Genomic DNA, 22,426 nt, shown 5'->3' with positions numbered 1-22,426 from the left:
CGAAGGTTCGCGCCGGCTAGCGGCGCGGCGGCAGCCCGATCACGCGGCCCGCATACGCGGGTGCCGCGCAATCGCGCTGCAACGCATGCAGCTCGGCCACACGTGCGGCCACGTCGTCGTCGAACGGCGCCGACTTCGTGCCGTCGCGCGTATCGACGTGCAGCAGCATCTGCTCGCTCGCCGATACCGCGCCGTCATGCCCGGCCACGAACAGTTCGAGATACAGGTGCAGCCGCTTCGCGTCGTGCGCGAGCACACGCGCATCGACGCGCACCTGCGTGCCTTCCTTGATCTCCTGCAGGTAGTTCACATGCGCTTCGAGCGTGTAGACCGAGCGGCCCCGCTCGCGACGCGCGGCGTCATCGAGGCCGATGCGATCCAGCAGCGCATCGGTCGCGAAGCTGAAGATCAGCAGGTAAAACGCATCGCGCAGGTGGCCGTTGTAGTCGACCCATTCGGGTCGCACGACGTCGCGGTAAATCGTCAGCGGGGTATCGCCGGTCATCGTCTCTCGTCCTCAGTCTTCGAATCGCATCCCGTGCCGCGCCTTCACCGCGGCGATCGACTTCAGCACCTCGGTGATGCACTCGTCGCGATAGCGTTCGAGTTCCTTGATGCTGCGCGTGCCTTGCTGTTCGGTCGTACCTTCGACGACGCTGTCGATCAATGCATCGGTAAGCGTGGGCGCGACCAGCTTCGTCCACGGCAGTTCGAGCGCGGGGCCGAACTGCTGCATGAAGTGTCGCATGCCCGCGTCGCCACCGGCGAGCGTGTAGGTCAGGAACGTGCCCATGAACGACCAGCGAATGCCCGCGCCGAAGCGGATCGCGTCGTCGATCTCGCCGGTCGTCGCGACGCCTTCGTTGACGAGGTGCAGCGCCTCGCGCCACAACGCTTCGAGCAGGCGATCGGCGATGAAGCCCGGCACTTCCTTGCGCACGTGCAGCGGCCGCATGCCGAGCTTGCGATAGATCTCCATCGCGCCTTCGACCGCTTCCGGCGATGTGCGCGCGCCGCCGAGCACCTCGACGAGCGGCAGCAGGTAGACGGGATTGAACGGATGGCCGACCACGCAGCGCTCCGGATGCGTCGCCCGCGCGTAGAAATCCGTCGGCAGCAAGCCCGACGTCGACGACGCGATGATCGCGTCGGGCTTCGCCGCGCGGCTGATCTGCTCGTGCAGTTCGAGCTTCAGCGCCTCGCGCTCGGGCGCGCTTTCCTGGATGAAATCCGCATCGGCGACGCATGCCTCGATCGTCGATACGAAACGCAGCCGTGCAGGATCGGCGCCCGGCGCCAGGCCGACGCGTTCGAGCGCGGGCCACGCGTTCGCGACGTTCGCGCGCAGCCGCTCTTCCGCGCCCGGTGCCGGGTCCCAGACGACCACGTCGAGACCGTGCGCGAGCGCGCGGGAAATCCATCCGCTGCCGATCACGCCGGTGCCGATGGCAGCGAACGTCTTGATGTCGGTCTTCACAGCCATGTCAACGCATCCTTCAAATCAGGGGAAATCGGTGGGCGGCCGCGCCTGTGCGTGCCGCCGCGTCATGTCAATCAGTCGGCGAAACCGCTCACGCGAACTCGGCGATCGCACGGCGTTCGAGCGGACGCTCGCCGCGCGCCGGCAAGCCGAGCTTGCGGCGGCCTTCGGCCGGCGTCAGCACGCGGCCGCCGAGCCGTTCGACGATCTCTCGCGCGCGCTCGACGAGCGTGCCGTTGGTCGCATGCACGCCACGATCGAGCCAGATGTTGTCTTCGAGGCCGACGCGCACGTGACCGCCGAGCAGCATCGCCTGCGCGACCATCGGCATCTGCATGCGGCCGATCCCGAAGCCGGCCCAGTGCGCGCCCGGCGGCAGGTTGTCGACCATCGCCTTCATCGTGCCCGTGTCGGCCGGTGCCCCCCACGGGATGCCGAGGCACAGCTGGAACAGCGGCGGATCGTCGAGCAGCCCTTCCTTCAGCAGTTGCTTCGCGAACCACAGATGGCCCGTGTCGAAGATCTCCAGCTCCGGCTTCACGCCGAGTTCCTGGATGCGCTTCGCGCCGGCGCGCAACTGCGCGGGCGTCGATACGTAGATGTAGTCGCCGTCGCCGAAATTCAGCGTGCCGCAATCGAGCGTGCAGATCTCGGGCAGCAGCTCCTCGACGTGCGCGAGACGCGTGAGGCCGCCGACCAGGTCGGTGCCCTTGCCGAAACGCATCGGGTCCTCGCCCGGGCCGATCTCGAGATCGCCGCCCATGCCGGCCGTCAGGTTGATGATCACGTCGACGTCGGCCGAGCGGATGCGGTCGACCACTTCGCGGTACAGGTTCGGGTCGCGGCTACCACGCCCCGTCTGCGGATCGCGCACGTGGCAATGCGCCACCGTCGCACCGGCCTTCGCGGCCTCGATCGCGGCGGCCGCGATCTCCTTCGGCGTGACCGGAATCGCCGGATGCTTGCCGACCGTATCGCCCGCGCCGGTGACGGCGCAGGTGATGATGACTTCATGGTTCATGCTGGTTGCCTCGCTTGAATCAGGTTGTGTCGCAATGCGGATGTTTCGTCAGGGCGCGCCGGGTGCGGCGCGCAAGCCGTCACAGGCCGAGATATGCCTTCACGGCCGGCAGCCCGTCCTTGCCGTCGAACGTCTTGACGCCCGCGAGCCACGGATCGAGCACCTGCGGGTTCTTCTTCAGGTACGCCTTCGCGGCATCGGCCGGCTTCGTCTTGTTCATCACCGACTGCATCAGCTGGTTCTCGAGCTGCGTCGAGAAGCGCAGGTTCGTGACGAGCTTGCCGGCGTTCGGGCAACGCGAGATGAAATCGGGCGCGGTGAGCGTGTACACGCGCGCTTCGCCGTAGTTCGGCCCGAACGACGCGTCGCCGCCAGAGAGATAGTTCATGCTGAGCTGGATGTTCATCGGATGCGGTTCCCAGCCGAGGAAGACCACCCACTTCTTCTCGCGGATCGCGCGCTCGACCGTCACCAGCATCCCGGCCTCGCTCGATTCGACCAGCTTGAAGCCGCCGAGCCCGTACTGGTTCGTGTCGATCATTTTCTGGATCGTCGCGTTCGCGCTGCTGCCCGGCTCGATCCCGTAGATCTTGCCGTCGAGTTCCGCGCGATGCTTCGCGATGTCCTCGAAGGTCTTCAGGCCGGCCTGGTATTCGTAGCTCGGCACCGCGAGCGTCGCCTTCGCGCCCGACAGGTTCGGCGGTTCGACGACGTTGATCGACTTGTTGTCGAGGAACGGCTGGAGCTGCTTCTGCTGCACGGGCCACCAGTAGCCGAGCGACACGTCGAGCTGCTTGCTCTTCAGGCCGGCGAACGAGATCGGCACCGACGCGATCGTCGTGGTCGGCTTGTAGCCGAGCGCCTCGAACACGGTCGAAGCAAGCGCCGTGGTCGACGTGATGTCGGTCCAGCCGATATCCGCGAAACGCACGGTACGGCACGTCGCGGCATCCGTTTCGGCCTGCGCCGCTTGCGTGAACGCGCCGGTCGCCAGCACGGCCGCGGCAAGCGCGGCGATCTTCGTCGACTTCATGGTTCGGTTCCTCCCGGTTGGACTCGCGGCAGCCGGTGCGCGGGGTGTGCCCGGCCTGCATCGTGGGAGTAAAAGTAACGAGCCATATTGGCCGCGAGAAGACCGGCGGCGACCTGTTCTTGACTATTTGCGACTATGAGTGGAAACCACTAGGTTTCTTGAGAAGCTTGATGGACGGGGTTTTCATGGGAATGACAGATGGATTCAGCTTGTCCACGTGCGGCGCGACATATTCCCTTCTGCCGGGCAGGAACGGCGTGCCGGTGCAGCGTCGGGCCCCGGGCGCGCGCGCCGCACCGACGAACGGGTGTCATGGGCGCGTGTGAAGCTGGCCCGGCCTCCAGCAGCCGAAAGCGCGTTTCGTATTGCGGAATCTACGTCGAATTCCCGCGCCGCCGCCTTTTCGTCGCTTGAAAACTTGTTTTGCATTGCAAAAATCGCAACGTATCTCATTGAAAAACAAGAAAAAATAATGTCTTATGTCTTATATAAGACATCGCCCAAAGCCCGACGGGCGGCGTTACTATTTATCCCATGCAGTTCGCTTCGACAGACGTAGCGGGCACGCTCAACCAGTTACCCAAACGCGCTTTGCTCTCAGGAGATTGACATGGCCCAGTATCAAGACGACATCAAGGCAGTTGCCGGTTTGAAAGAAAACCACGGCAGCGCGTGGAATGCGATCAGCCCCGAGTACGCCGCCCGCATGCGTGCCCAGAACAAGTTCAAGACGGGCCTGGACATCGCCAAGTACACCGCCAAGATCATGCGTGCCGACATGGCCGCCTACGACGCCGATCCGGCCAAGTACACGCAGTCGCTGGGTTGCTGGCACGGCTTCATCGGCCAGCAGAAGATGATCTCGATCAAGAAGCACTTCAACAGCACCGAACGCCGCTACCTGTACCTGTCGGGCTGGATGGTCGCTGCGCTGCGCTCCGAGTTCGGCCCGCTGCCGGACCAGTCGATGCACGAAAAGACCTCGGTCAGCGCGCTGATTCGCGAGCTGTACACGTTCCTGCGCCAGGCCGACGCCCGTGAACTCGGCGGCCTGTTCCGCGCACTCGATGCCGCCACGGACGCTACCGCGAAGGCCGAGATCCAGGACAAGATCGACAACCACGTCACGCACGTCGTGCCGATCATCGCCGACATCGACGCCGGTTTCGGCAACGCGGAAGCCACGTACCTGCTGGCCAAGCAGTTCATCGAAGCAGGCGCCTGCTGCATCCAGATCGAAAACCAGGTGTCCGACGAGAAGCAGTGCGGCCACCAGGACGGCAAGGTCACCGTGCCGCACGAGGACTTCCTCGCGAAGATCCGCGCGATCCGCTACGCATTCCTGGAACTGGGCGTGGACGACGGCATCATCGTGGCCCGTACCGACTCGCTGGGCGCCGGCCTGACCAAGCAGATCGCCGTGACCAGCACGCCGGGCGACCTGGGCGACCAGTACAACGCGTTCCTCGACTGCGAAGAACTGTCGGCCGATGCACTGGGCAACGGTGACGTCGTCATCAAGCGCGACGGCAAGCTGCTGCGTCCGAAGCGCCTGCCGAGCAACCTGTTCCAGTTCCGCGCCGGCACGGGCGAAGCACGCTGCGTGCTCGACTGCATCACGTCGCTGCAGAACGGTGCCGACCTGCTGTGGATCGAAACCGAAAAACCGCATATCGCACAGATCGGCGGCATGGTCAGCGAGATCCGCAAGGTCATCCCGAACGCGAAGCTGGTGTACAACAACAGCCCGTCGTTCAACTGGACGCTGAACTTCCGTCAGCAGGCGTATGACGCGCTGAAGGCAGCAGGCAAGGACGTGTCGGCCTACGACCGTGCGCAGCTGATGAGCGTGGAATACGACGAGACGGAACTGGCCAAGCTGGCCGACGAGAAGATCCGTACGTTCCAGGCCGACGCATCGCGTGAAGCAGGCATCTTCCATCACCTGATCACGCTGCCGACGTACCACACGGCTGCACTGTCGACCGACAACCTGGCCAAGGAATACTTCGGCGACCAGGGCATGCTCGGCTACGTGGCCGGCGTGCAGCGCAAGGAAATCCGCCAGGGTATCGCCTGCGTGAAGCACCAGAACATGTCCGGCTCGGACATCGGTGACGATCACAAGGAATACTTCAGCGGCGACGCAGCGCTGAAGGCGGCAGGCAAGGACAACACGATGAACCAGTTCTGATACCGGTCATCTCCAGGCGAAACGCCAACCCTTCGGGGTTGGCGTTTTTTTTATCCGGCGCAATCGCGCGCGGCGTGCTCGTCAACCATCGACCTGCGTCCTTTCCGCGACCACCCGCACGAACACATCCGCCAGCACCGTCGGCTCGACCGGCACCACCAGCGCGCACACCGCCCTTGCGTCTTCATCCGCAATCGGCACGAAGACGACCCCGTCGATCCCGAGGCTCGCCATCCGTTCCGGCACGATCGCCACGCCATACCCGGCCGCGACGAGATTCAGCATCGACGTCTTCGGCGACACGATTCGGGCGGCAGCCGGGACGAATCCCCGCTTCAGGCAAAGATCGATCACGACGCGCGCGAGCCCGCCCCGCTCCCGATACACGGCCGATACGAACGGCTCGTGCCGCAGCCGCGAGATCGCCGTGCGCTTGCGGCCGGCCAGCGGATGCTCGGCCGGCACCGCCACGCACAAACGCTCGGCCGCGAGCTCGACGAAGCGCACGCGCGGATCGCGGCGCAGCACCGGCAAACGAACGATCCCGATATCGGCGTTACCGTTCGCGATCTCCAGGACCTGATCCTCGGACGATGCGCGGTCGAGATCGATCCGCGCGCCCGGACACGCGCTCATGAAGCGCTCGAGCACCGTCATCAGGCTGCCGACGGGAACGGTGCTGGAATGCAGGAGCCGCAATACGCCCGCTTCGCCGCGCGACAACTGCACGCCCTCGTCGGCCGCGGCGGTCAGGGTCGCCGGAATCGACGCCACGCGGTCGCGATAGATCGCGCCGGCCGGCGTGAGCCGCACACCCCTCGGCTCCCGGTCGAACAGCAGGAACCCCAGTTCGTCTTCCAGTTGACCGATCTGCCGGCTGAGCGCCGACTGCGCGACGTGAAGCGCGCCCGCGGCCGGCGTGAAGCCGCCGAGATCGGCCACGGTCAGGAAATACTGGATTTGCCTCAGCGATGGCATGCCGAAAAGAGATGGATAAGCGCCCGATTTGATATTTGCGTTATACCGTCGCGCTTCCCAGAATGGAAGCCTGCCGTGCCGGACCCACCGTCACCGCCACCTCGCCGGAGCCTCCCTCGTCGTGACTACTCTCCTGTCCTATCTGCTGGTCGTTGCCGCCGGTGTCAGCGTGGCATTGCAACAGGTGCTCAACGCCAACCTCCGCGCGCAGCTCGGCTCGCCGTGGTGGGCCGGCTCGGTCAGCTACCTCGTCGGCCTGGCCGCGATGCTCGCCGTCGCGCTCCTGTCCCCGCATCCGCGTCTGAGCGGCACCGTCACCGGTGCCGGGTCGTGGTTCAGCTGGACCGGCGGATTGTTCGGCGCGGTGTTCGTGGGCATCGCGATCCTGATGGTGCCGCGACTGGGCGCCGCGACGACGCTCGCGCTGATCGTCGTCGGGCAGATGACCGGCGCGCTCGCGTTCGACCACTTCGGCGTGCTCGGCATCCAGCAGCATTCGGCCAGCCCGATCCGCATGGCCGGCGCGGCGTGCCTCATTCTCGGGGTGGTGCTGGTTCGCGCGTGACGCGTCCGCGCGCGATCAGAAGTTGTGCCTCAACCCGGCCGTCACCGCCAGTTGCCGACGGCTGGTCGAGTTCGGCAGGTTCGGAATCTGCGCGTAGTTCGCCGCCCCACCCGTCACAGGATCGGTGCCGATGCCGTGCCCCGCCGCCTGCTGGAAGACGCCGACCGTATAGAGCGTCGTCTGCTTCGACAGGTTGTAGGTCATGCCCAGGTTCGCCTGATGAAACTTCGGCGAACCGCTCGCGTCGGTCTTCATCGCGTTGTAGATATACGCGGCGCCCAGCGTAAGCGCCGGCGTGACGGAGAAAGTCGCGTTGACCTCGACGATGTCGAAGCGCGCGTCGACGCCATGCGGATGCGTGGTATCGGCGAAGTACAGGCTGTCGTCGAGCGTCGTATGCGTATAGACGACGCCGAGCGTCGCCGGCCCGATCGCATACGACCCGCCCGCGCCGATCGCCCTCAGCGAGCGCGCGTTCTGCAGCTGGCAATACATGGCTGCCGGATTCGAACACGCGAAATCGCCGATATATGCTTGCGCGCCGCCCAGCGCCGCATCGAGCGGATGATTCAGGTCGAGCACGCCGACGCCGAACGAGAACGGCGCGTGGTTGTAGCTCGCCGCCAGCGCCCAGCCGCGTTGCCGCGAAAAATCCCCGGCGACGCCACCGAACGAAAACGTGCCGCTGAACGCAAACCCCGCCACGGTGGGGCTCGTGTACTGCACCGCGCTGTTCAGGTTCAGCGCCGCATTGAGGTTGTCGACGTCGCCGATATGCGCGCCATACAGCGTCGCCCACGGAATGCTCGACGCATACGGCGCGAGCGTCGTCGTGTAGGAATCGAACTGGCGGCCGATCGTCAGCGTGCCGTAGCGATCGTTGGCCAACGCGATCCACGCATTCTGGTTGAACAGCGTGCCGGCCTGCAGAAGATTGCCGTTGTTCATCCAGAAGCTGTTCTCCAGCTTGAACGCGACAGCCGTGCCGCCGCCGAGATCCTCGTTGCCGGTCAGACCGATGCGCGGCGGCGCGAGGTTGCCGCCCGTCACCTGAACGTTGCGGCCGCCGCGTACCGCACCATCGGCGCCCGTCGTCTGCTGGTTGTTCGTGATCGTGATGCCGGCGTCTACATCGCCATACAGCGTGACGCTGCTCAACGCATGTGCCCCCTGCGTGACGGCGAGCGCCGCCACCGCCGCCGCGATCCTGCGCGGCGTCGTCAGATCCTTCATCGGTCGTCTCCCCCTGATACGTCGTATCCGTGTCGCGGCGCATGCCGGAATCGGAATGCGCCGGCCCGTCAGCATGCGTGCGCGGCCGAAGTACCGGCCACGCACGCACCCGCCGCTACGCTCATGCGTAGTTCATCATCACCGACTTGCTTTCCGTGTACTGGTCGATCACCGCGCGCCCCAGTTCGCGACCGAAACCCGACTGCTTCATCCCGCCGAACGGCATCGCGTTGTCGAGCAGCGGGAAAATTTCGTTCGTCTCCATCTTCGATCTTCCTCGAGTTCCTGAATGGGTCGGTCAGTAGCGATCGGCGACGCCGTCGATCCCGCGTGCCTGCAACGCGCGAACGAGGCCGGCGCGCACGGTCGCGACGTCGGAAAAGGCGGGACGGCGGTGCGCGGCGACTTCGGCGGCCGTATAAGGCTTGAAGTCGCGCGGCAGCGCGTCGCGGTTCAGGGTCGTGAGTACCCAGTTGAGCACGTCGGCCAGATCCTGGTCCGACAGCGCCGAGTTAGACGCGCCGGGCACGCGCATCACGTACTCGCGCCCGGCCGGCAGATGCGTGAAATAACCGAGCGAGTTCGCGAGCGGCGGTACCTTGCCGGGGATACCGCCGCCTGTCGCCGTGTGGCAGCCCATGCAGTTGAGCACCCAGTGCTGGCGCGCGAGCGCCGCGTCGGCCGCGCCTTCGGCATGCACGGGTGCTGCGGCCAAACCGACCACCGCCCCGGCCAGCATCAGCAGCGAAGACAGGCGACACGACACACTGCCGAGCCACGACGACTCCGCGCACCGCGTGAGCGATGCGGCGTCGCCAACACGAGGCGCGCGGGCGAGCCTCACAGGCCAAGCCCCTTGATGACGACTTCGCGTTGCGCATGAACGGCCGTGCCGTCCATCGCCTTCGCGCGCGCCGCGCGGATATCGGCCGCCGTGAACGGCTTCGCGTCGCCATGCTGCGCGTTGAGATCGAACACGACGTAGTTGAGCACGTGCGCGATATCGTCGTCGCTCGCGCTCGCAAACGACGGCATCTTGAAGTTGTAATGCTTGTCGCGCACCTTGATCTCGCCGAACATCCCGTGCAGCAGCGTCGCGACCAGTTGCGCGCGCCCCGCCTCGGCCGTCGCGTACTTGCCCGGATACTCGGTCAGCGGCGGCGCGAGGCCGTCCTGCCCCTTGCCGCCCGCCTGATGGCACACCGCGCACTGCGCGTCGAACACGCTCTTGCCGGCCGGGTAATGCACGGTTTCCTGCGCACCGGCCGCGCCCGCCAACGCGAAGCCCGCCACGGCCGTCATGCATGCGACGGCGATCTTTCCAGCTTGCTCCCCTTTCATTGCTTCGCCGCTCCCAGCAGAACCGAAACCGAACAGTGATAGTTCGAATTACCGTTGGCCATGCACCAGTTGATGTCGTTGTTCAACGACAGCTTGTACAGCGGCTTCTCGCGCTCGTTGCGGTTGCAGAAGCACTTGCCGCACGAGGTCTTGCCGCAGCAATCGTTGTACGACACGATGTAGTCCGAACCGTCGTGCGGATTGCGGCACGTGCCGATCCACGTGATCGGCGAAGGCGTCGTGCCCGGCGGGCAACTGCTTGACGTGCCGCCGCAGCAACTGCACAGCCAGCCGTCGATCGCGCAGTATTTCCAGTAGTCGCAGCTCATCGGGTCATCGCTTGCCCCCGTTGCGGCACCGCCCGATGCGGCCGACGCACCCGACGCCGCATCGGCCGCATATGCGGTGCGATCGACCGGCAGCAGCGGCAGCATCGCCGACCCCACCAGCACCTTGCCGAGCTTCGCCATCGCGCTGCGCCGCGAACTGTGCTGCGCGACGCCGCGCGCCGACCGCTCGAACCATGAATCAAACAGGCCCATGTCGTTGTTCTCCCTTGACGTTGAAAGAGGGTCGGCCGGTCATGCGTGCTGCGCGTGCGCGTCGTGGTCGTGGCCGTGATCGCCATGCACGAACTGCTGCAGCGAGGCGACGCCGCGCTCCTTCGCCTCGAACAGGCTCTCGAGATGCTCGCGCGTGTTGACGAGCCCCTTCGCGCGCACCGTGCCGGTTTCATCGAGCAGCACCGCATACGGCAGCTTGCCGATCTGGTACGCGAGGCCGAGCTCCTGCGACAGCACGTACGGGAAGCGCCCGAGATCGTGCTTGCGCGCGAAGCGCGTGTGTTCGTCGACCTCGCCGTCGCTCGCGAGCACGATGTTCACCGGCGTCGCTTCGCTCGCCTGCAGCGAGGGCAGCAGCGGCAGCAGCTTCTTGCAGACGGGGCACGTCGGCGACAGGAAGAACAGCAGCGTCGCCTTGCCCGACGCCTCGAAGCCGCCGACCTTCACCTGCGAGCCGCGAATGTCGGTCAGTTCGAAGGTCGGCGCGATCGCGCCGACTGCCGGCCCCTTGTCGATCATCAGTGCGCCGGCCGGCATGATGCGTTCGTACAGGATGCCGATCTGGCGCACGAGCGCGAGACAGATCGCGCCGAGCGCGACGACGGCCACCCACAGCAGGGCGGTGGAAACGGTGAGAGCGGTTTGCATCATGAATTCCTCAGGTGGGAAAGGCGCGGGACGTTGGCGAGCAGCACGTCGACGGTGAGCAGCGCGCAGACGATCAGCAGCACGGAGAAGAACAGCGTCAGGTAGTCGAACCACACGACCGCGCGTGCGCCCGGTTCGACGAGCGCGGTCGCGGCCAGCGCGGCGAGCAGCAGCGCGCGTCCGACATGCAGCCAGCCGATGCCGCGCGGTGCATCCGTGCGCGCGGCCGCGAAGCCGGAACAGCCGCAGTCGATGTCGGTGTGGCCGCGCAGGAGATTGATCGCAATCGCAGCGGCGAACGCCAGCAGCAACGCGATCAGGCCGAGCGCGCCGGCCGTGCGCGTATCGGGAAACAGCAGCGCCGCGGCGCCGACGACTTCCGCGAGCGGAATCGCGAACGCGACGGGCGCGGTCAATGCATCGGGCAGCAGCCGGTAGCCGGCCAGCGCCTGGCTGAACGCGGCGGGCCGGCGCATCTTCGCGACGGCACCGAGCAGCACGACGACGGCAGCGCCGGCCTGCGCGCTGGTGGCAAGGACGGGATCGAGTGTCATCGCGGCCTCACGGGTTGACGAGCAGCGACGACGTATTGCCGATCTGCTTCTCGACGTGCTGCAGCTTGCCCGTGCGCGCATCCATCACGACGAGGTCGGACGTCGCCGTCAGTCCGTAGAACAGCGGCTTGTCGTCCTCGCTGACCTGGATCGACACGAGCGGATCGATCTTCTGCTGCGCGAGATCCCAGCGCGCGATGCGCTGTTTCGACTTCAGGTCGACCACCCACACCTGCGTGCCGGGATCCTTGTGCGAGCCGTCGCCGCCCTTGTGCATCAGCACGTAGTAGCGGTTCTGCCTGGCCTGCACGGCGGTCTGCTGCATGCCGCCCGGGCGCCAGCCTTCGGCGCGCTCGGCGTCCGTCAGCAGCGGCCACGGCTTGCCGAATACCGGCTTGTCGCCGCTGAAATCCGCGCTGCGCACATTGCCGCCGTAGGTCGTGAACAGGTAGTCGCCCTTGTAGCGCGACGCGTTCACGAACGCCGGATCCTGGTCGACGTCGATGAACGCCTCCGACATCGCGCGCTTCGTTTCCTTGCCGTTCGCATCGAGCGTGACGGTCAGCGCCTTGCCGCTTTCGCACAGCGCGGTGAAGCGATCGTTGCCCGACGGATACGCGAGCACGCAGGCCGCCGTGTCGATTTCCGACAGCACCTTCTTCGATACGGCGTCGATCACCGTCACCGATGCGGCCGGCGTGATGTTCGCGACGTACAGCCGCTTGCCGTCCGCGCTGAACGCCGTGTTGTACGGCGACGGCACATGCTGCGCATGCTTCGCCGGAATCACGATCTCGCCTGCGTGATCGAGCGTCGTGTTGTCGGTCATCTCGACGACGTCGGTGCGCGTGCCGTGCGAGCCGCGCGAAAAGTAGGTCGTCGCGACGAAGCTGGTCCGGTGATCGGGCGAAATCGCGAAGCCGGGGCCGAAGCCGCCGTCGATCTGGCCGAGCAGCTTCTTCGCATCGGCGTCGTACGCGTAGATGCGCCCGTCGGTCATCGACGGCATCGAGATGTCGACGATATAGACCTCGTGCGGATGCCACGGCGGCATCTTCTGCACGACCAGTTCCTCCGGTTGTTCCGTCGCGTTCGCGCTGCCGATCCATGTCGCCGCGAACGCCAGCGTCGCCGCGAGCACCGCGGTTCGTCGCCTTGTTCTCATGTCGCCTCCAGTTGGGGAATCACGTGATGTGGGGCGACTGTAGTTCGACAATAAATCCGGTCAGCACCCGGACCGGCACCGCGTGCGTGCCGATTCGGGATATTGGAAAACCGCCTGAAAGCCACGCCGGCTGGCGGCTTCCGACCCTCTGACGAATGTGCCCGGAATAGCGCTCCCCCTTATTGCGCCGACCGCACGGTCGGTTTAATCTTGCGCGGTCCTGATCGATGCACCTGGAGGCGCTGTGTTCGTGTTTCACGAGAGGTTCGACAACGCGGACCGGCATGCCGAGGCGCTGCGCGGCTGGAACCAGCGTTACGACCAGATCGGCTCCGGCCCGTATCGCAGCGCGATCAAGCATGCGGTGCTGGACGGCATGCAGCTGTTCCAGGAAGCCGCCAACGTTCGCATCATCCAGCGCGGACGATTGCCGCACGACCATACGGTGTTCGGCATGCCGCTCACCGGCTCGGGTGCGTTCGCATTCGGCGGCGTGCGCATCGAACACGGCACGATGGTGATGGCGCGCGGCGGTGCGCCGTTCGAGCTGCATTCGCCCGACGACATGTCGCTGATCGGCGTCGTCGCCGACGGCGAACTGATGCAGCAGGTCGAGGATGCGGCCGACGTCCACCTCGACGAAGCCACGTTGCGACGCGGCATCGTCGACATGCCCAACGCCGTGCTGATGCGCGCGAGTGTGCAGATCGCCACGCAACTCGAGCGCGTGCTGTCGGCACCCGATACCTACCGCGACGCACGCGCGCAGCGCGAACTGCGCGGCGAGATCGGCAACGTGCTCGTCGATCTCCTCACCTACCGGATTCCCGAACCGTCGAACCGTCTCACGCACGCCTGCCGCGCCGACATCGTGCGCCGCGTGCACGACTACGTGATCGGCCATCCCGAAGCACCGGTCGACGTGCTGAGCCTGTGCGCGCAATTGCGCGTGAGCCGGCGCACGATGCAGAACAGTTTCCAGTCGGTCGTGCAGACCAGCCCGCTGCACTACGTGCGCTCGCTGCGCCTGTCGCAAGTGCGGCGCATGCTGCTCGATACGCGGCAGGCCGACCTGCCGATCAGCGACGTAGCCGCGCGCTGGGGCTTCATCCATCTCGGCCATTTCGCGAACGCGTACAAGGCGCAGTTCGGCGAGTTGCCGTCGACCACCGCGCGCCGTTCCGTGCGCGGCGCAAAAACGCGCTGACGCCGCGCAAAACCCGCGATAATCTCCCGCTGACCGTTCGGCGCGCGCGAGCCGGCCGCAACGCATGCCCATCCGCTCGCCGCCCCGTGCGATGCGCGACGACCACCGGATTCCATCCCCTGCCCCGATGCCCGAGGATTTTCACTTCCTGCTGCTGCCCGGCTTCTCCGCGCTCGGCTTCATGTCCGCGGTCGAACCGCTGCGCGTCGCGAACCGCTTTCGCACCGAGCTCTATCGCTGGCACGTGATCAGCGCCGACGGCGCGCCCGTCGCCGCGAGCAACGGCATTCCGGTCGCCGCCGAAGCCGCGTGCGCGGAGGTCGACAAGGTCGAGACGGTGTTCGTCGTCGCAGGCTTCGATCCCCTGACGTGCTATACGCGCGCGATCGGCGACTGGCTGCGCCGCCAGCACCGTCATGGTGCAACGCTCGGCGGCATCGACACCGGCAGCTTCGTGCTCGCGGAAGCCGGGCTGTTCGACGCGTCGCAGCCGCTCACGCTGCACTGGGAAGCGCTGGCCGCGTTCCGTGAACGCTACCCCGGCCTGAACGCGACGCAGGAGCTGTTCGAGATCGACGAGCGGCGCATCACGTGCGCGGGCGGGACCGCGTCGATCGACATGATGCTCGACCTGATCGGGCGGCGGCACGGCGCCGATCTCGCGGCGGCGATCTCCGAGCAGTTCGTCGTCAGCCGGATCCGGCAGCGCTCGGACAGCCAGCGGCTCGAGATTGCCGCGCGCTACGGCGTGCACAACCGCAAGCTGATCCAGGTGATCGGCACGATGCAGCGGCACATGGAAAACCCGCTCGGCTCCGATGCGCTCGCGCAGGAGGTATCGATCACGCGGCGCCAGCTCGAACGGCTGTTCAGCGCGACGCTGAACGACACGCCGACGCATTTCTATCTGAACCTGCGCCTCGATCGCGCACGTGAACTGCTGCAGCAGACCGACATGAGCATCACCTCGGTATGCGTCGCCTGCGGGTTCGAATCGCCGTCGCATTTCTCGCGCACATATCGCGCGCGATTCGGTTTGAGCCCGCGCAGCGACCGGCGTGCGACGCGCTGATCGTCACGGGTTTCAAGCACAATCCGGCGCGGTATTGCGCGTTCCGGCAGCGTTTCCCGACGCTCGCTGAACAATGCCGGCGATTGATCGACGGACTGAAGCGGTCATCGAAAATAAATTGGAATGTCGCTGAAAATGTTCTGTAACATACCAAAAAAAGTTAGATAGGCAGCCTAACGACATGCGTGCCGCATCCCGACGCATGTCGAGCGCCGCGGGCTGCCAACCGATATCGATTCGATCCGAGGGGTATGACATGACGATGCACGATTCTCCGTCGCCGCACCTGCCTGCCGTTCGCTTCTTCGCGCGCTTCTCGGCCTGCTTCTCCCCCTCTTCGCCCGCCTGTTTCTTTTCGACCTGACATTTAGGGTTCCTTAGTCAGTCGACACCCCCAACACCGCTTCGCCGCACCGGCTCCATCGAGCCGGCGCGCGGGCCGTGTCGTGCCTGCGCGCCACGAACGCGCGGGCGTGTCCAACCGTTGAGATGAGGATCACGTATGCAGACATCACGCAAAGCACTGCCGCTCGCCCTGGGTCTCGCGCTCGGTTTCGGCATCGTCGGCGGCACCGCGGCCGATACGAAAGTATCGAATCCGCAAGCAACGAGCCTGCGCGAAAGCCTGACACGCGGCGTCACGCCGCCGGCCGCCAAGGCCGATACGGCCGCCGGGCAGTTCCGCGCGGACGGCGTCGCCGTCACGCTGTACGCCCCCGCGTATCGCGCGAAGAAAACCGCCACGACGCCCGCCGCTACCGCACGCGACTTCGTCGCGTCGCAGGCCACGCAGCTCGGGCTCGACGCGACCGCGCTCGCAAGCCTCGTCGTCACGTCGGAGCGCAGCGATACCGATTTCACCGTCGTGCGCCTGCAGCAGCAGGCAGCCGGATTGCCCGTGTACGGCAGCGATATCGCGGTGACGGTCGCGAAGGACGGTCGCATCCTGTACGTCGCGAGCAACACGATCAACGGCGTGGTCGCGACCTCGCGCAAGTCGCAGGCCGTCGACCAGCAACAGGCGCTCGACCGCGCCCGCGCGTATCTCGGCGTGAGCGGCTTCACGAACCTGGATGCGCAGCTCGTCGCCTTCGTCGACAAGGCCGGCACGCATACCGCGTGGAAAGTGCGCGGCCGTCCGAACGACGGCCCGAAAGGCGACTGGGAACTGCTGATCGACTCGGGCAGCGGCGAAGTGCTGCGCGCCGAGGACAAGGCGTTCTACGCGACCGACGGCACGGGCTTCGTGTTCCGGCCCGACCCGCTGTCGCCGACCAAAAGCAGCTACGGCAGCACGGGCTACAAGGACAACAACGACGCCGATTCGTCGCAGCTCACCGCCGCACGCGTGCGCGTGACCTTGAAGGATCTCGCGCAGTCGGGCGCGCGTTACTCGCTGTCGGGCCCGTATGCGGTATGCGTCGATTTCGATGCGCCGCTCGACAACGCGTGCCCCGTACAGTCGACGCCCGCGTTCGAATTCACGCGCGGCAACCTGTATTTCGAGGCCGTGAACGCGTACTACCACATCGACACGTTCCTGCGTTACGTGAACCAGACGCTCGGCATCAAGGCGATGCCGTACCAGTACACGGGCGGCGTGCAGTACGACCCGCACGGCGAATCGGGCGACGACAACTCGTCGTATTCGTCGAGCAGCGGCCGGCTGACCTTCGGGCAAGGCGGCGTCGACGATGCGGAGGACGCGGACGTCGTGATCCACGAGCTCGGGCACGGCATCCACGACTGGGTGACGAACGGCGGCCTGTCGCAGCAGGAAGGGTTGTCGGAAGGCACCGGCGACTATCTCGCCGCCGCGTACAGCCGTGACTTCAACCAGTGGAGCCCGTCGGATGCGCAGTACCACTGGGTCTACAACTGGGACGGCCACAACGAGTTCTGGGGCGGCCGCGTGACCAACTGGAATGTCGGGCGCACCTATGCGCAGGCGCGCGGCGCGGAGATCCATACGGCCGGCCAGTACTGGGCCTCATGCAACCTCGTCGCGCGCGACGCGATCGGTGCGCAGGCGATGGACAAGGCGTTCCTGAAGGGGTTGTCGATGACCAACGGCTCGACCAACCAGAAGGCCGCCGCGCAGGCCGTGCTGACGGCTGCGTCCGCGCTGGGCTACAGCAGCGCGCAGCTCACCGCGATCGGGAATGCGTACAACCAGAGTTGCACGTACGGCGTGACCGTACCGAAGAAGTCGTAATTCCGCAGCAGGCGGGGGCGCATCGCACAACCTGCGGCACGCCCTCTTCCTCGACATCGCCATCCTCACGAGATCGAACATGCCTACTCTGAAACTGACCCGCCTGAGCGCCGCGCTCGGCGGCATGCTGCTGACCGCCGCCGCGCACGCGACGCCGGTATGGATCACGCTCGGCGACGCGGCGTTCCGCCAGTTGCAACGCATCGATGCGAGCGCCACCGCGCAATACAGTACGACGCTCGATGCCGGCAAGACGGCCGACGGCGCCGCGCGCCGCGAAACCGTCCACGTCGTCGAGATCGACGACTCACGGCTCGGCGAGCTGGCCCATGCCGTCCACCCTACGCGCGGCCACGGGCCCGGCTATGTCGTGCACGACTCGTTCGACGAAGCACGCCAGGCACTGCAGCCGTTGCCGCCGACGCTCGCGAAGCAGGCTACTGCCTCCGTGTACAAGGTCTCGAACGCGCCGCAGATCGGCACGTGGATCCAGCAACTGCAGGCGAGCAACATCGTCGGCACGATCACGTCGCTGTCCGGCTTCACGAACCGCTACTACACGACGTCGCACGGCGTCGCCGCGTCGGACTGGCTCGCCTTGCAGTGGAAGCAACTGGCCGGTTCGCGCGCCGACATCGCCGTCGAACAATTTGCACACACGGGCTTTCCGCAGAAATCCGTGATCCTGACGATCCGCGGCAGCGATCCGGCCGCAGGCACCATCGTGCTGGGCGGCCACCTCGATTCGACGGTCGGCCGCACGACGGAGAACACGCGCTCGCCCGGCGCGGACGACGATGCGTCGGGTATCGCCAGCCTCACCGAAGCGCTGCGCGTGCTGCTGGCGAACAACTACCGGCCGAAGCGGACGATCAAGTTCGTCGGGTACGCGGCCGAGGAAGCCGGCCTGCTCGGCTCGAAAGCGATCGCGAAGCAGTTCCGCGCGCAGAATGCGAACGTGATCGGCGTGCTGCAACTCGACATGACGAACTACAAGGGCGATCCGAAGGATATCTACCTGATCACCGACTACACGAACGCGTCGCAGAATACCTACCTGACGAATCTGGCGAAGACCTACCTGCCGGAACTCGCGATCGGTACGTCGCAGTGCGGGTATGCGTGCTCGGATCACGCGTCGTGGAATGCGCAAGGGTATCCGGCGTCATTCCCGTTCGAGGCCGACCAGAACGACAGTCCGTATATCCATACCGTGAACGACACGCTGGAGAATTCGGACCGCCAGGCGAATCACGCGTTGAAGTTCGGCAAGCTGGCGCTGGCCTACGCGGTCGATCTCGGTGGCGATGGCGGCACCGCTGTGAAGCCCTGACCGCGTGCGGCCGGGAAGGAGGCGGCGGTATGTGCATCCTTCCCGGCGCCCCCGGACAGATTCAGATGATCTCGTCCAGCGTCCCGTAAAGACGCATGCCCACCGCCCGCGCAACTGCCGCGGAAGCCGGATTGTCGAGCTGGCACCGGTACTGCGGTTCCAGCCCTTCGCGACAGGCCACGACACTCATCGCGCGCACGACGCCGCGCGCGTGGCCGTTGCCCCTGAATTCGGGCAGCGTCAGCACGCCCATGTCGGCCAGGCAGGAATGCCACCACGCGTAGACGCTACCCGCGCATACCAGCCGATCCTGCTCGAATGCACCGAAGACGCGCCAATGATCGAGTTCGACGCTGGCCGTATCGAAGTCGTCCGCCGGCATCGCGGCGGTGAATGCGTCGAATGCCGGTCGATCCGCCGGCGTCAGCGCCCGGACCGTCGCGGGAATCGCGTGATTCGGCAGATCGGCCAGGGCCGGCGCGGAATAGTAGAAAAGATTGTCCGCGCCGCACAAACCGCCGCCCGAGGCCGACAGGCGATCGACGAACGCGGCCATCGTCCACGCATCCGCTTCCTCCAGGCGCAGCGTGTGCGCAACCTTCTCCTGCACGACGATCCGGTTTTTCCCGTCGGTCGGCACGAGGATCATGCCCTGCTCGTCGTCGAGCGCGGAACTGACAGCGATCTGCAGATCGTTGCCGTCATGAACGCATCGGTCTCCCGAAAACTTCTGCTGCCAGAACGCGTCTATCCATTCGTTAAACACTGCCCACCTCTCGATTGTTTGACCGGCTGCCTCGCGATACCGCGACAGGCTCACCGCCAGCTTCGTGTGCGCGTCCGGATAGAATCGGCGTTCGACCACTCCGCTTTCGAGGTTCCGCCATGACCGATACCAGCCGCTCCTTCGACGATCTGTCGCCCGCTCGCGTCACGACGGCTTTCGACCTGCCCGGCCACACGACCGTCCGCTCGCTCGGCGTCGCGCAAGGCATCATCGTGCGGTCGCGCTCGATCGTCGGCTCGTTCGGCGCATCGCTGCAGACGATCTTCGGCGGCAACATCACGCTCTATACGTCGCTGTGCGAGAAGGCCCGCCAGCACGCCTTCGACAAGATGCTCGCCGATGCGCGCAAGCTCGGCGCGAATGCGATCGTCGCGATGCGCTACGACTCGACCGAGATCGGGTCGGGGGTAACCGAAGTCATTTGCTACGGCACGGCCGTCGTCGTCGAACCGACATGATGCCGGACGCCGGCGAACCGCGTGACGCCGTTCCGCCGGACCGGCCGGCCGGGCGCCGCCCGCTGTCCCGAAATTGTTTCGACGCATCGCCGGCAGCACCCGATCGCACCCGGGCAACCTGCCGGCGCAGCCGCGTAAAACGCATGCGAAGTTTTCGATTGACGCGCCGCGCGGTTCCCTCTTAACATCGCACTCGTTTTCATTCATGGAGGCTTCTGTGCCTACCGATGCGAGTTGTAGTTGGTCCTGTACCAACCTGACTGCCGCCTGAGGAAGCTTCGCAGAGCCTTGTCTTCTGCCGCATCCCGGGATAGCAGGATGCGGTGTCTTTCAGGATCGGCGTGCCGTCGATCCGAAATTCCCGTACTCGACAATTCAATCGCCGCTCGACACTTGGGCGGTGTCCGTACGTGACCCGCGTCGCGTGCGCGTGTCCGGCTGCATGCTCGCGCGTGCGCAGCCCAGGTTCACGCACGTGTTGCGCAAATAGACAGGAGTTCGAAATGGACGACGACCCTAGCCGATTAAGCTGCGCCGGCGCGCGTTCGCACGCCATGCCGGCGAACACCCGACTCCCAGCCTCTTATCAGCCGATCGCGCCCGACGCGGCGCGGCGGGAAGCGCTCGTCCGTCGTTGACGTCGTGACGCTCCCGCCGTGTGCCGCCCGGCGCCTGGAGCACGCATGACACGACTCGATATCTCCGCTCAGCCGCACCGGCAACACCGGCTCGGCCACGACAGCCGCAAGGACGCTCATCCGCGTCGCCACCTCATACGTCATGTACGTCGAGCCGCCGCGGTTCCGTCACGCGCTCCGCGATGACGTCGACCGGATCGCACACACCACGCCCCGCCTTCTCATGTGCCGGCAACGCGGCAACGACCGCCGTTCGGCACCACGCCATGTCCGATGTACCGGGAGAACACCATGCAAAACCGTATGAAACTCCACGCCAGCCGGCTGATCCGCGACAGCTACGTGTACTTCAAGATGCCGTACGCACTGCTCATGCATTTCGACCGGCTCGCGGCAGCCTATGACCAGCTGGATCGCAAGCAAAAGCTCGCGTTCTCGTTTCCGGACCAGACCGACGGCTTCCTGCCGTTCGGGCTCGAATACTCGCATACGCCCGAGCGGCCGGATCTGTGCGACCGATTCTGCTACTGGGTCGCGCGCCGCGACGCGCATCGCGGCCTTCCGCTGGTGAAGTCCACGTTCTACCGCGAGTTGGCCGCCTACGAAGCCTGCATCAGCGCGATCGCACAGGATCTGCTCGACGCGGTATGCGACAACCTTGGCGGCACGCCGCAGCCGCCGGTCCGCCACAGCTCCTACCTGCAGTTCTGCGCGTACGACCAGCATCACGGCAGCCATGACCGCGCGTATCTGCAGGATCCGCACGAAGACGGCCACCTGCTGTCGTTCATCCGGCCGACCGCACCCGGCTTGATCCTGCTGCCGGATGCGTCGCCGATTTCCGCGCTGCCGCGGTCCGACGAAATGATCGTGCTGGCCGGCTCGCTGCTCGAAGCGCTCACCGACGGCGAAGTGCCGGCGATGCAGCATGCCGTCGAACGCCCGCGCACACGCACACCGCGCAAGTCGCTGATGTACTTCGTCAATCCCGACCTGTCGGCCGGGCACGCCAGCACGATCGTCAACCAGCGTCCGCTGGACTTGCGCTCGCTCGCGGAGCGCCGGCACGTCGCGTTCGGCAACCGCATGCTGTGCCGCCCGTGCGCAGCCTGACCCGGCTCATTCCGCCCACCTTTTCCCTGGAGAATCCATGCTTGGACGCTTCCTCCCCGTCGAAAACCGGTTTTTCGACCTCTTCGACACGCATGCGCAGCACATCGTCCTGGCCGCGTGCGAGGTTCAGATGCTTCTCGACAATCTCGACGATGCCGAGCTGGCCATGGCCAACGTCCAGACCACCGAACGAACCGGCGACAAGCTCGCGCACGATGCGATCGACCTGTTGCACAAGACCTTCATCACGCCGCTCGATCGCGACGAGATCCACAAGCTGGTCACGACGATGGACGACATCCTCGACCTGATGGAGGACGTCGCGACCACCGTCGTGGTCTACGACCTGAAGTCGGTCACCGCGGAAGCCAGCGAACTCGCGGACATCGTCGTGCAAGCGGCGCTGCAGGCGCAAATCGCGGTGAACCGGCTGTCCGACATGAAGCTGTCGGCGGAGATCCTCAAGGCATGCGAAGAGATCGACACGCTCGAAACCCGTGCCGACCGCGTGCTGCGATCCGCGATATCGAAACTCTTTCGCGACGACATCGACGTGAAGACGCTCATCAAGCTGAAGGGCGTCTACGACCTGCTCGAACGCATTACCGACAAATTCGAGGATGTCGCGAACATCATCGAAGGCATCGTGCTGGAAAACGCCTGAGCGAATCAACAAGATGCATTCGATACAACTCGCCCTGTGGATGGTCGCGACGCTGGTGCTCGTCGCGCTCGTATTCGACTTCATGAACGGCTTTCACGACGCGGCGAACTCGATCGCCACCGTCGTGTCCACCGGGGTGCTGAAACCCCAGCAGGCCGTCGTGT

At 65.7% G+C, this 22,426-nt stretch carries 23 protein-coding genes and 1 pseudogene; 10 read left to right on the top strand and 14 right to left on the bottom strand.

Annotated features, from left to right (window positions below; genetic code table 11):
* Positions 1-16: 16 nt before the first annotated feature.
* The 4 genes from G3N61_RS10135 to G3N61_RS10120 form a co-directional block, all read right to left on the bottom strand.
* On the bottom strand, positions 17-505 hold the full coding sequence (locus G3N61_RS10135) for a thioesterase family protein (RefSeq protein WP_089452036.1): 489 nt from the start codon (positions 503-505) through the stop codon (positions 17-19).
* Between the two features lie 12 nt (positions 506-517).
* Positions 518-1,483 (bottom strand): L-carnitine dehydrogenase, encoded by a 966-nt coding sequence (locus G3N61_RS10130; RefSeq protein WP_011354221.1) that lies wholly within the window; start codon positions 1,481-1,483, stop codon positions 518-520.
* 88 nt (positions 1,484-1,571) lie between these two features.
* The gene (locus tag G3N61_RS10125) at positions 1,572-2,501 is read right to left on the bottom strand and encodes a 3-keto-5-aminohexanoate cleavage protein (RefSeq protein WP_043180376.1); all 930 of its coding nucleotides are present in this window, start codon (positions 2,499-2,501) and stop codon (positions 1,572-1,574) included.
* Positions 2,502-2,580: 79 nt separating this feature from the next.
* Positions 2,581-3,534, bottom strand: a complete 954-nt coding sequence (locus G3N61_RS10120; RefSeq protein WP_043180377.1) for a choline ABC transporter substrate-binding protein — start codon at positions 3,532-3,534, stop codon at positions 2,581-2,583.
* Positions 3,535-4,144: 610 nt separating this feature from the next.
* On the opposite strand from G3N61_RS10120, the gene G3N61_RS10115 reads away from it, so the two are divergent.
* On the top strand, positions 4,145-5,728 hold the full coding sequence (locus tag G3N61_RS10115; protein WP_205822322.1) for an isocitrate lyase: 1,584 nt from the start codon (positions 4,145-4,147) through the stop codon (positions 5,726-5,728).
* A gap of 81 nt (positions 5,729-5,809) precedes the next feature.
* Here the strand turns inward: G3N61_RS10115 and G3N61_RS10110 are convergent, their stop codons facing one another.
* A complete protein-coding gene (locus G3N61_RS10110) occupies positions 5,810-6,706 on the bottom strand; it encodes a LysR substrate-binding domain-containing protein (RefSeq protein ID WP_089452035.1) in 897 nt (298 codons plus the stop codon).
* Between the two features lie 121 nt (positions 6,707-6,827).
* Here G3N61_RS10110 and G3N61_RS10105 point away from each other — a divergent pair, with 121 nt between their 5' ends.
* Positions 6,828-7,271: a DMT family transporter gene (locus tag G3N61_RS10105; protein ID WP_205822321.1), complete on the top strand. Its 444-nt coding sequence runs from the start codon at positions 6,828-6,830 to the stop codon at positions 7,269-7,271.
* 15 nt (positions 7,272-7,286) lie between these two features.
* Here G3N61_RS10105 and G3N61_RS10100 read toward each other — a convergent pair whose 3' ends face one another.
* From G3N61_RS10100 to G3N61_RS10065, 8 genes are all read right to left on the bottom strand, one after another.
* Entirely contained in the window at positions 7,287-8,504 is a 1,218-nt protein-coding gene (locus tag G3N61_RS10100) for a porin (RefSeq protein WP_205822320.1), read from the bottom strand.
* Positions 8,505-8,625: 121 nt separating this feature from the next.
* Positions 8,626-8,754 (bottom strand): aldehyde dehydrogenase family protein, encoded by a 129-nt coding sequence (locus tag G3N61_RS10095; protein ID WP_346778565.1) that lies wholly within the window; start codon positions 8,752-8,754, stop codon positions 8,626-8,628.
* A 48-nt stretch (positions 8,755-8,802) separates the two neighbouring features.
* Positions 8,803-9,243 carry a cytochrome c gene (locus G3N61_RS10090; RefSeq protein WP_241017675.1) on the bottom strand — a complete coding sequence of 147 codons (441 nt, stop codon included), beginning with the start codon at positions 9,241-9,243 and terminating at the stop codon, positions 8,803-8,805.
* Positions 9,244-9,344: 101 nt separating this feature from the next.
* Positions 9,345-9,845: a cytochrome c gene (locus G3N61_RS10085; protein ID WP_205822318.1), complete on the bottom strand. Its 501-nt coding sequence runs from the start codon at positions 9,843-9,845 to the stop codon at positions 9,345-9,347.
* Positions 9,842-10,387 carry a methylamine dehydrogenase light chain gene (locus G3N61_RS10080; protein WP_043180384.1) on the bottom strand — a complete coding sequence of 182 codons (546 nt, stop codon included), beginning with the start codon at positions 10,385-10,387 and terminating at the stop codon, positions 9,842-9,844. The genes G3N61_RS10085 and G3N61_RS10080 overlap by 4 nt, the downstream gene beginning before the upstream one ends.
* Before the next feature lie 39 nt (positions 10,388-10,426).
* Positions 10,427-11,059, bottom strand: a complete 633-nt coding sequence (gene mauD, locus G3N61_RS10075; RefSeq protein WP_205822317.1) for a methylamine dehydrogenase accessory protein MauD — start codon at positions 11,057-11,059, stop codon at positions 10,427-10,429.
* A complete protein-coding gene (locus G3N61_RS10070) occupies positions 11,056-11,610 on the bottom strand; it encodes a MauE/DoxX family redox-associated membrane protein (RefSeq protein WP_205822316.1) in 555 nt (184 codons plus the stop codon). The genes mauD and G3N61_RS10070 overlap by 4 nt, the downstream gene beginning before the upstream one ends.
* 7 nt (positions 11,611-11,617) lie before the next feature.
* On the bottom strand, positions 11,618-12,775 hold the full coding sequence (locus G3N61_RS10065; protein ID WP_205822315.1) for an amine dehydrogenase large subunit: 1,158 nt from the start codon (positions 12,773-12,775) through the stop codon (positions 11,618-11,620).
* Positions 12,776-13,019: 244 nt separating this feature from the next.
* Here G3N61_RS10065 and G3N61_RS10060 point away from each other — a divergent pair, with 244 nt between their 5' ends.
* The 4 genes from G3N61_RS10060 (at position 13,020) to G3N61_RS10045 (ending at position 18,602) form a co-directional block, all read left to right on the top strand.
* Positions 13,020-13,982 (top strand): helix-turn-helix domain-containing protein, encoded by a 963-nt coding sequence (locus G3N61_RS10060; RefSeq protein ID WP_043180400.1) that lies wholly within the window; start codon positions 13,020-13,022, stop codon positions 13,980-13,982.
* Positions 13,983-14,109: 127 nt separating this feature from the next.
* Positions 14,110-15,054, top strand: a complete 945-nt coding sequence (locus G3N61_RS10055; protein WP_205822344.1) for a GlxA family transcriptional regulator — start codon at positions 14,110-14,112, stop codon at positions 15,052-15,054.
* A gap of 502 nt (positions 15,055-15,556) precedes the next feature.
* Positions 15,557-17,269, top strand: a complete 1,713-nt coding sequence (locus tag G3N61_RS10050) for a M36 family metallopeptidase (protein ID WP_205822314.1) — start codon at positions 15,557-15,559, stop codon at positions 17,267-17,269.
* Between the two features lie 79 nt (positions 17,270-17,348).
* Positions 17,349-18,602: a M20/M25/M40 family metallo-hydrolase gene (locus G3N61_RS10045; RefSeq protein WP_205822313.1), complete on the top strand. Its 1,254-nt coding sequence runs from the start codon at positions 17,349-17,351 to the stop codon at positions 18,600-18,602.
* Positions 18,603-18,663: 61 nt separating this feature from the next.
* Here G3N61_RS10045 and G3N61_RS10040 read toward each other — a convergent pair whose 3' ends face one another.
* Entirely contained in the window at positions 18,664-19,467 is an 804-nt protein-coding gene (locus G3N61_RS10040) for a GNAT family N-acetyltransferase (protein ID WP_205822312.1), read from the bottom strand.
* 20 nt (positions 19,468-19,487) lie between these two features.
* Here G3N61_RS10040 and G3N61_RS10035 point away from each other — a divergent pair, with 20 nt between their 5' ends.
* The 4 genes and pseudogenes from G3N61_RS10035 to G3N61_RS10020 form a co-directional block, all read left to right on the top strand.
* Positions 19,488-19,847 (top strand): YbjQ family protein, encoded by a 360-nt coding sequence (locus G3N61_RS10035; protein WP_043180408.1) that lies wholly within the window; start codon positions 19,488-19,490, stop codon positions 19,845-19,847.
* A 941-nt stretch (positions 19,848-20,788) separates the two neighbouring features.
* A complete protein-coding gene (locus G3N61_RS10030) occupies positions 20,789-21,598 on the top strand; it encodes a 2OG-Fe(II) oxygenase family protein (protein ID WP_205822311.1) in 810 nt (269 codons plus the stop codon).
* A gap of 37 nt (positions 21,599-21,635) precedes the next feature.
* Positions 21,636-22,262: a DUF47 family protein gene (locus tag G3N61_RS10025; RefSeq protein ID WP_043180410.1), complete on the top strand. Its 627-nt coding sequence runs from the start codon at positions 21,636-21,638 to the stop codon at positions 22,260-22,262.
* 13 nt (positions 22,263-22,275) lie between these two features.
* Positions 22,276-22,426: pseudogene (locus G3N61_RS10020) on the top strand (inorganic phosphate transporter); the annotation flags it as partial.

It is taken from the genome of Burkholderia sp. Ac-20349, from assembly GCF_017104865.1.
Taxonomy (GTDB): Bacteria; Pseudomonadota; Gammaproteobacteria; order Burkholderiales; family Burkholderiaceae; genus Burkholderia; species Burkholderia aenigmatica.
This window is presented reverse-complemented; position numbering and strand designations above follow the sequence as displayed.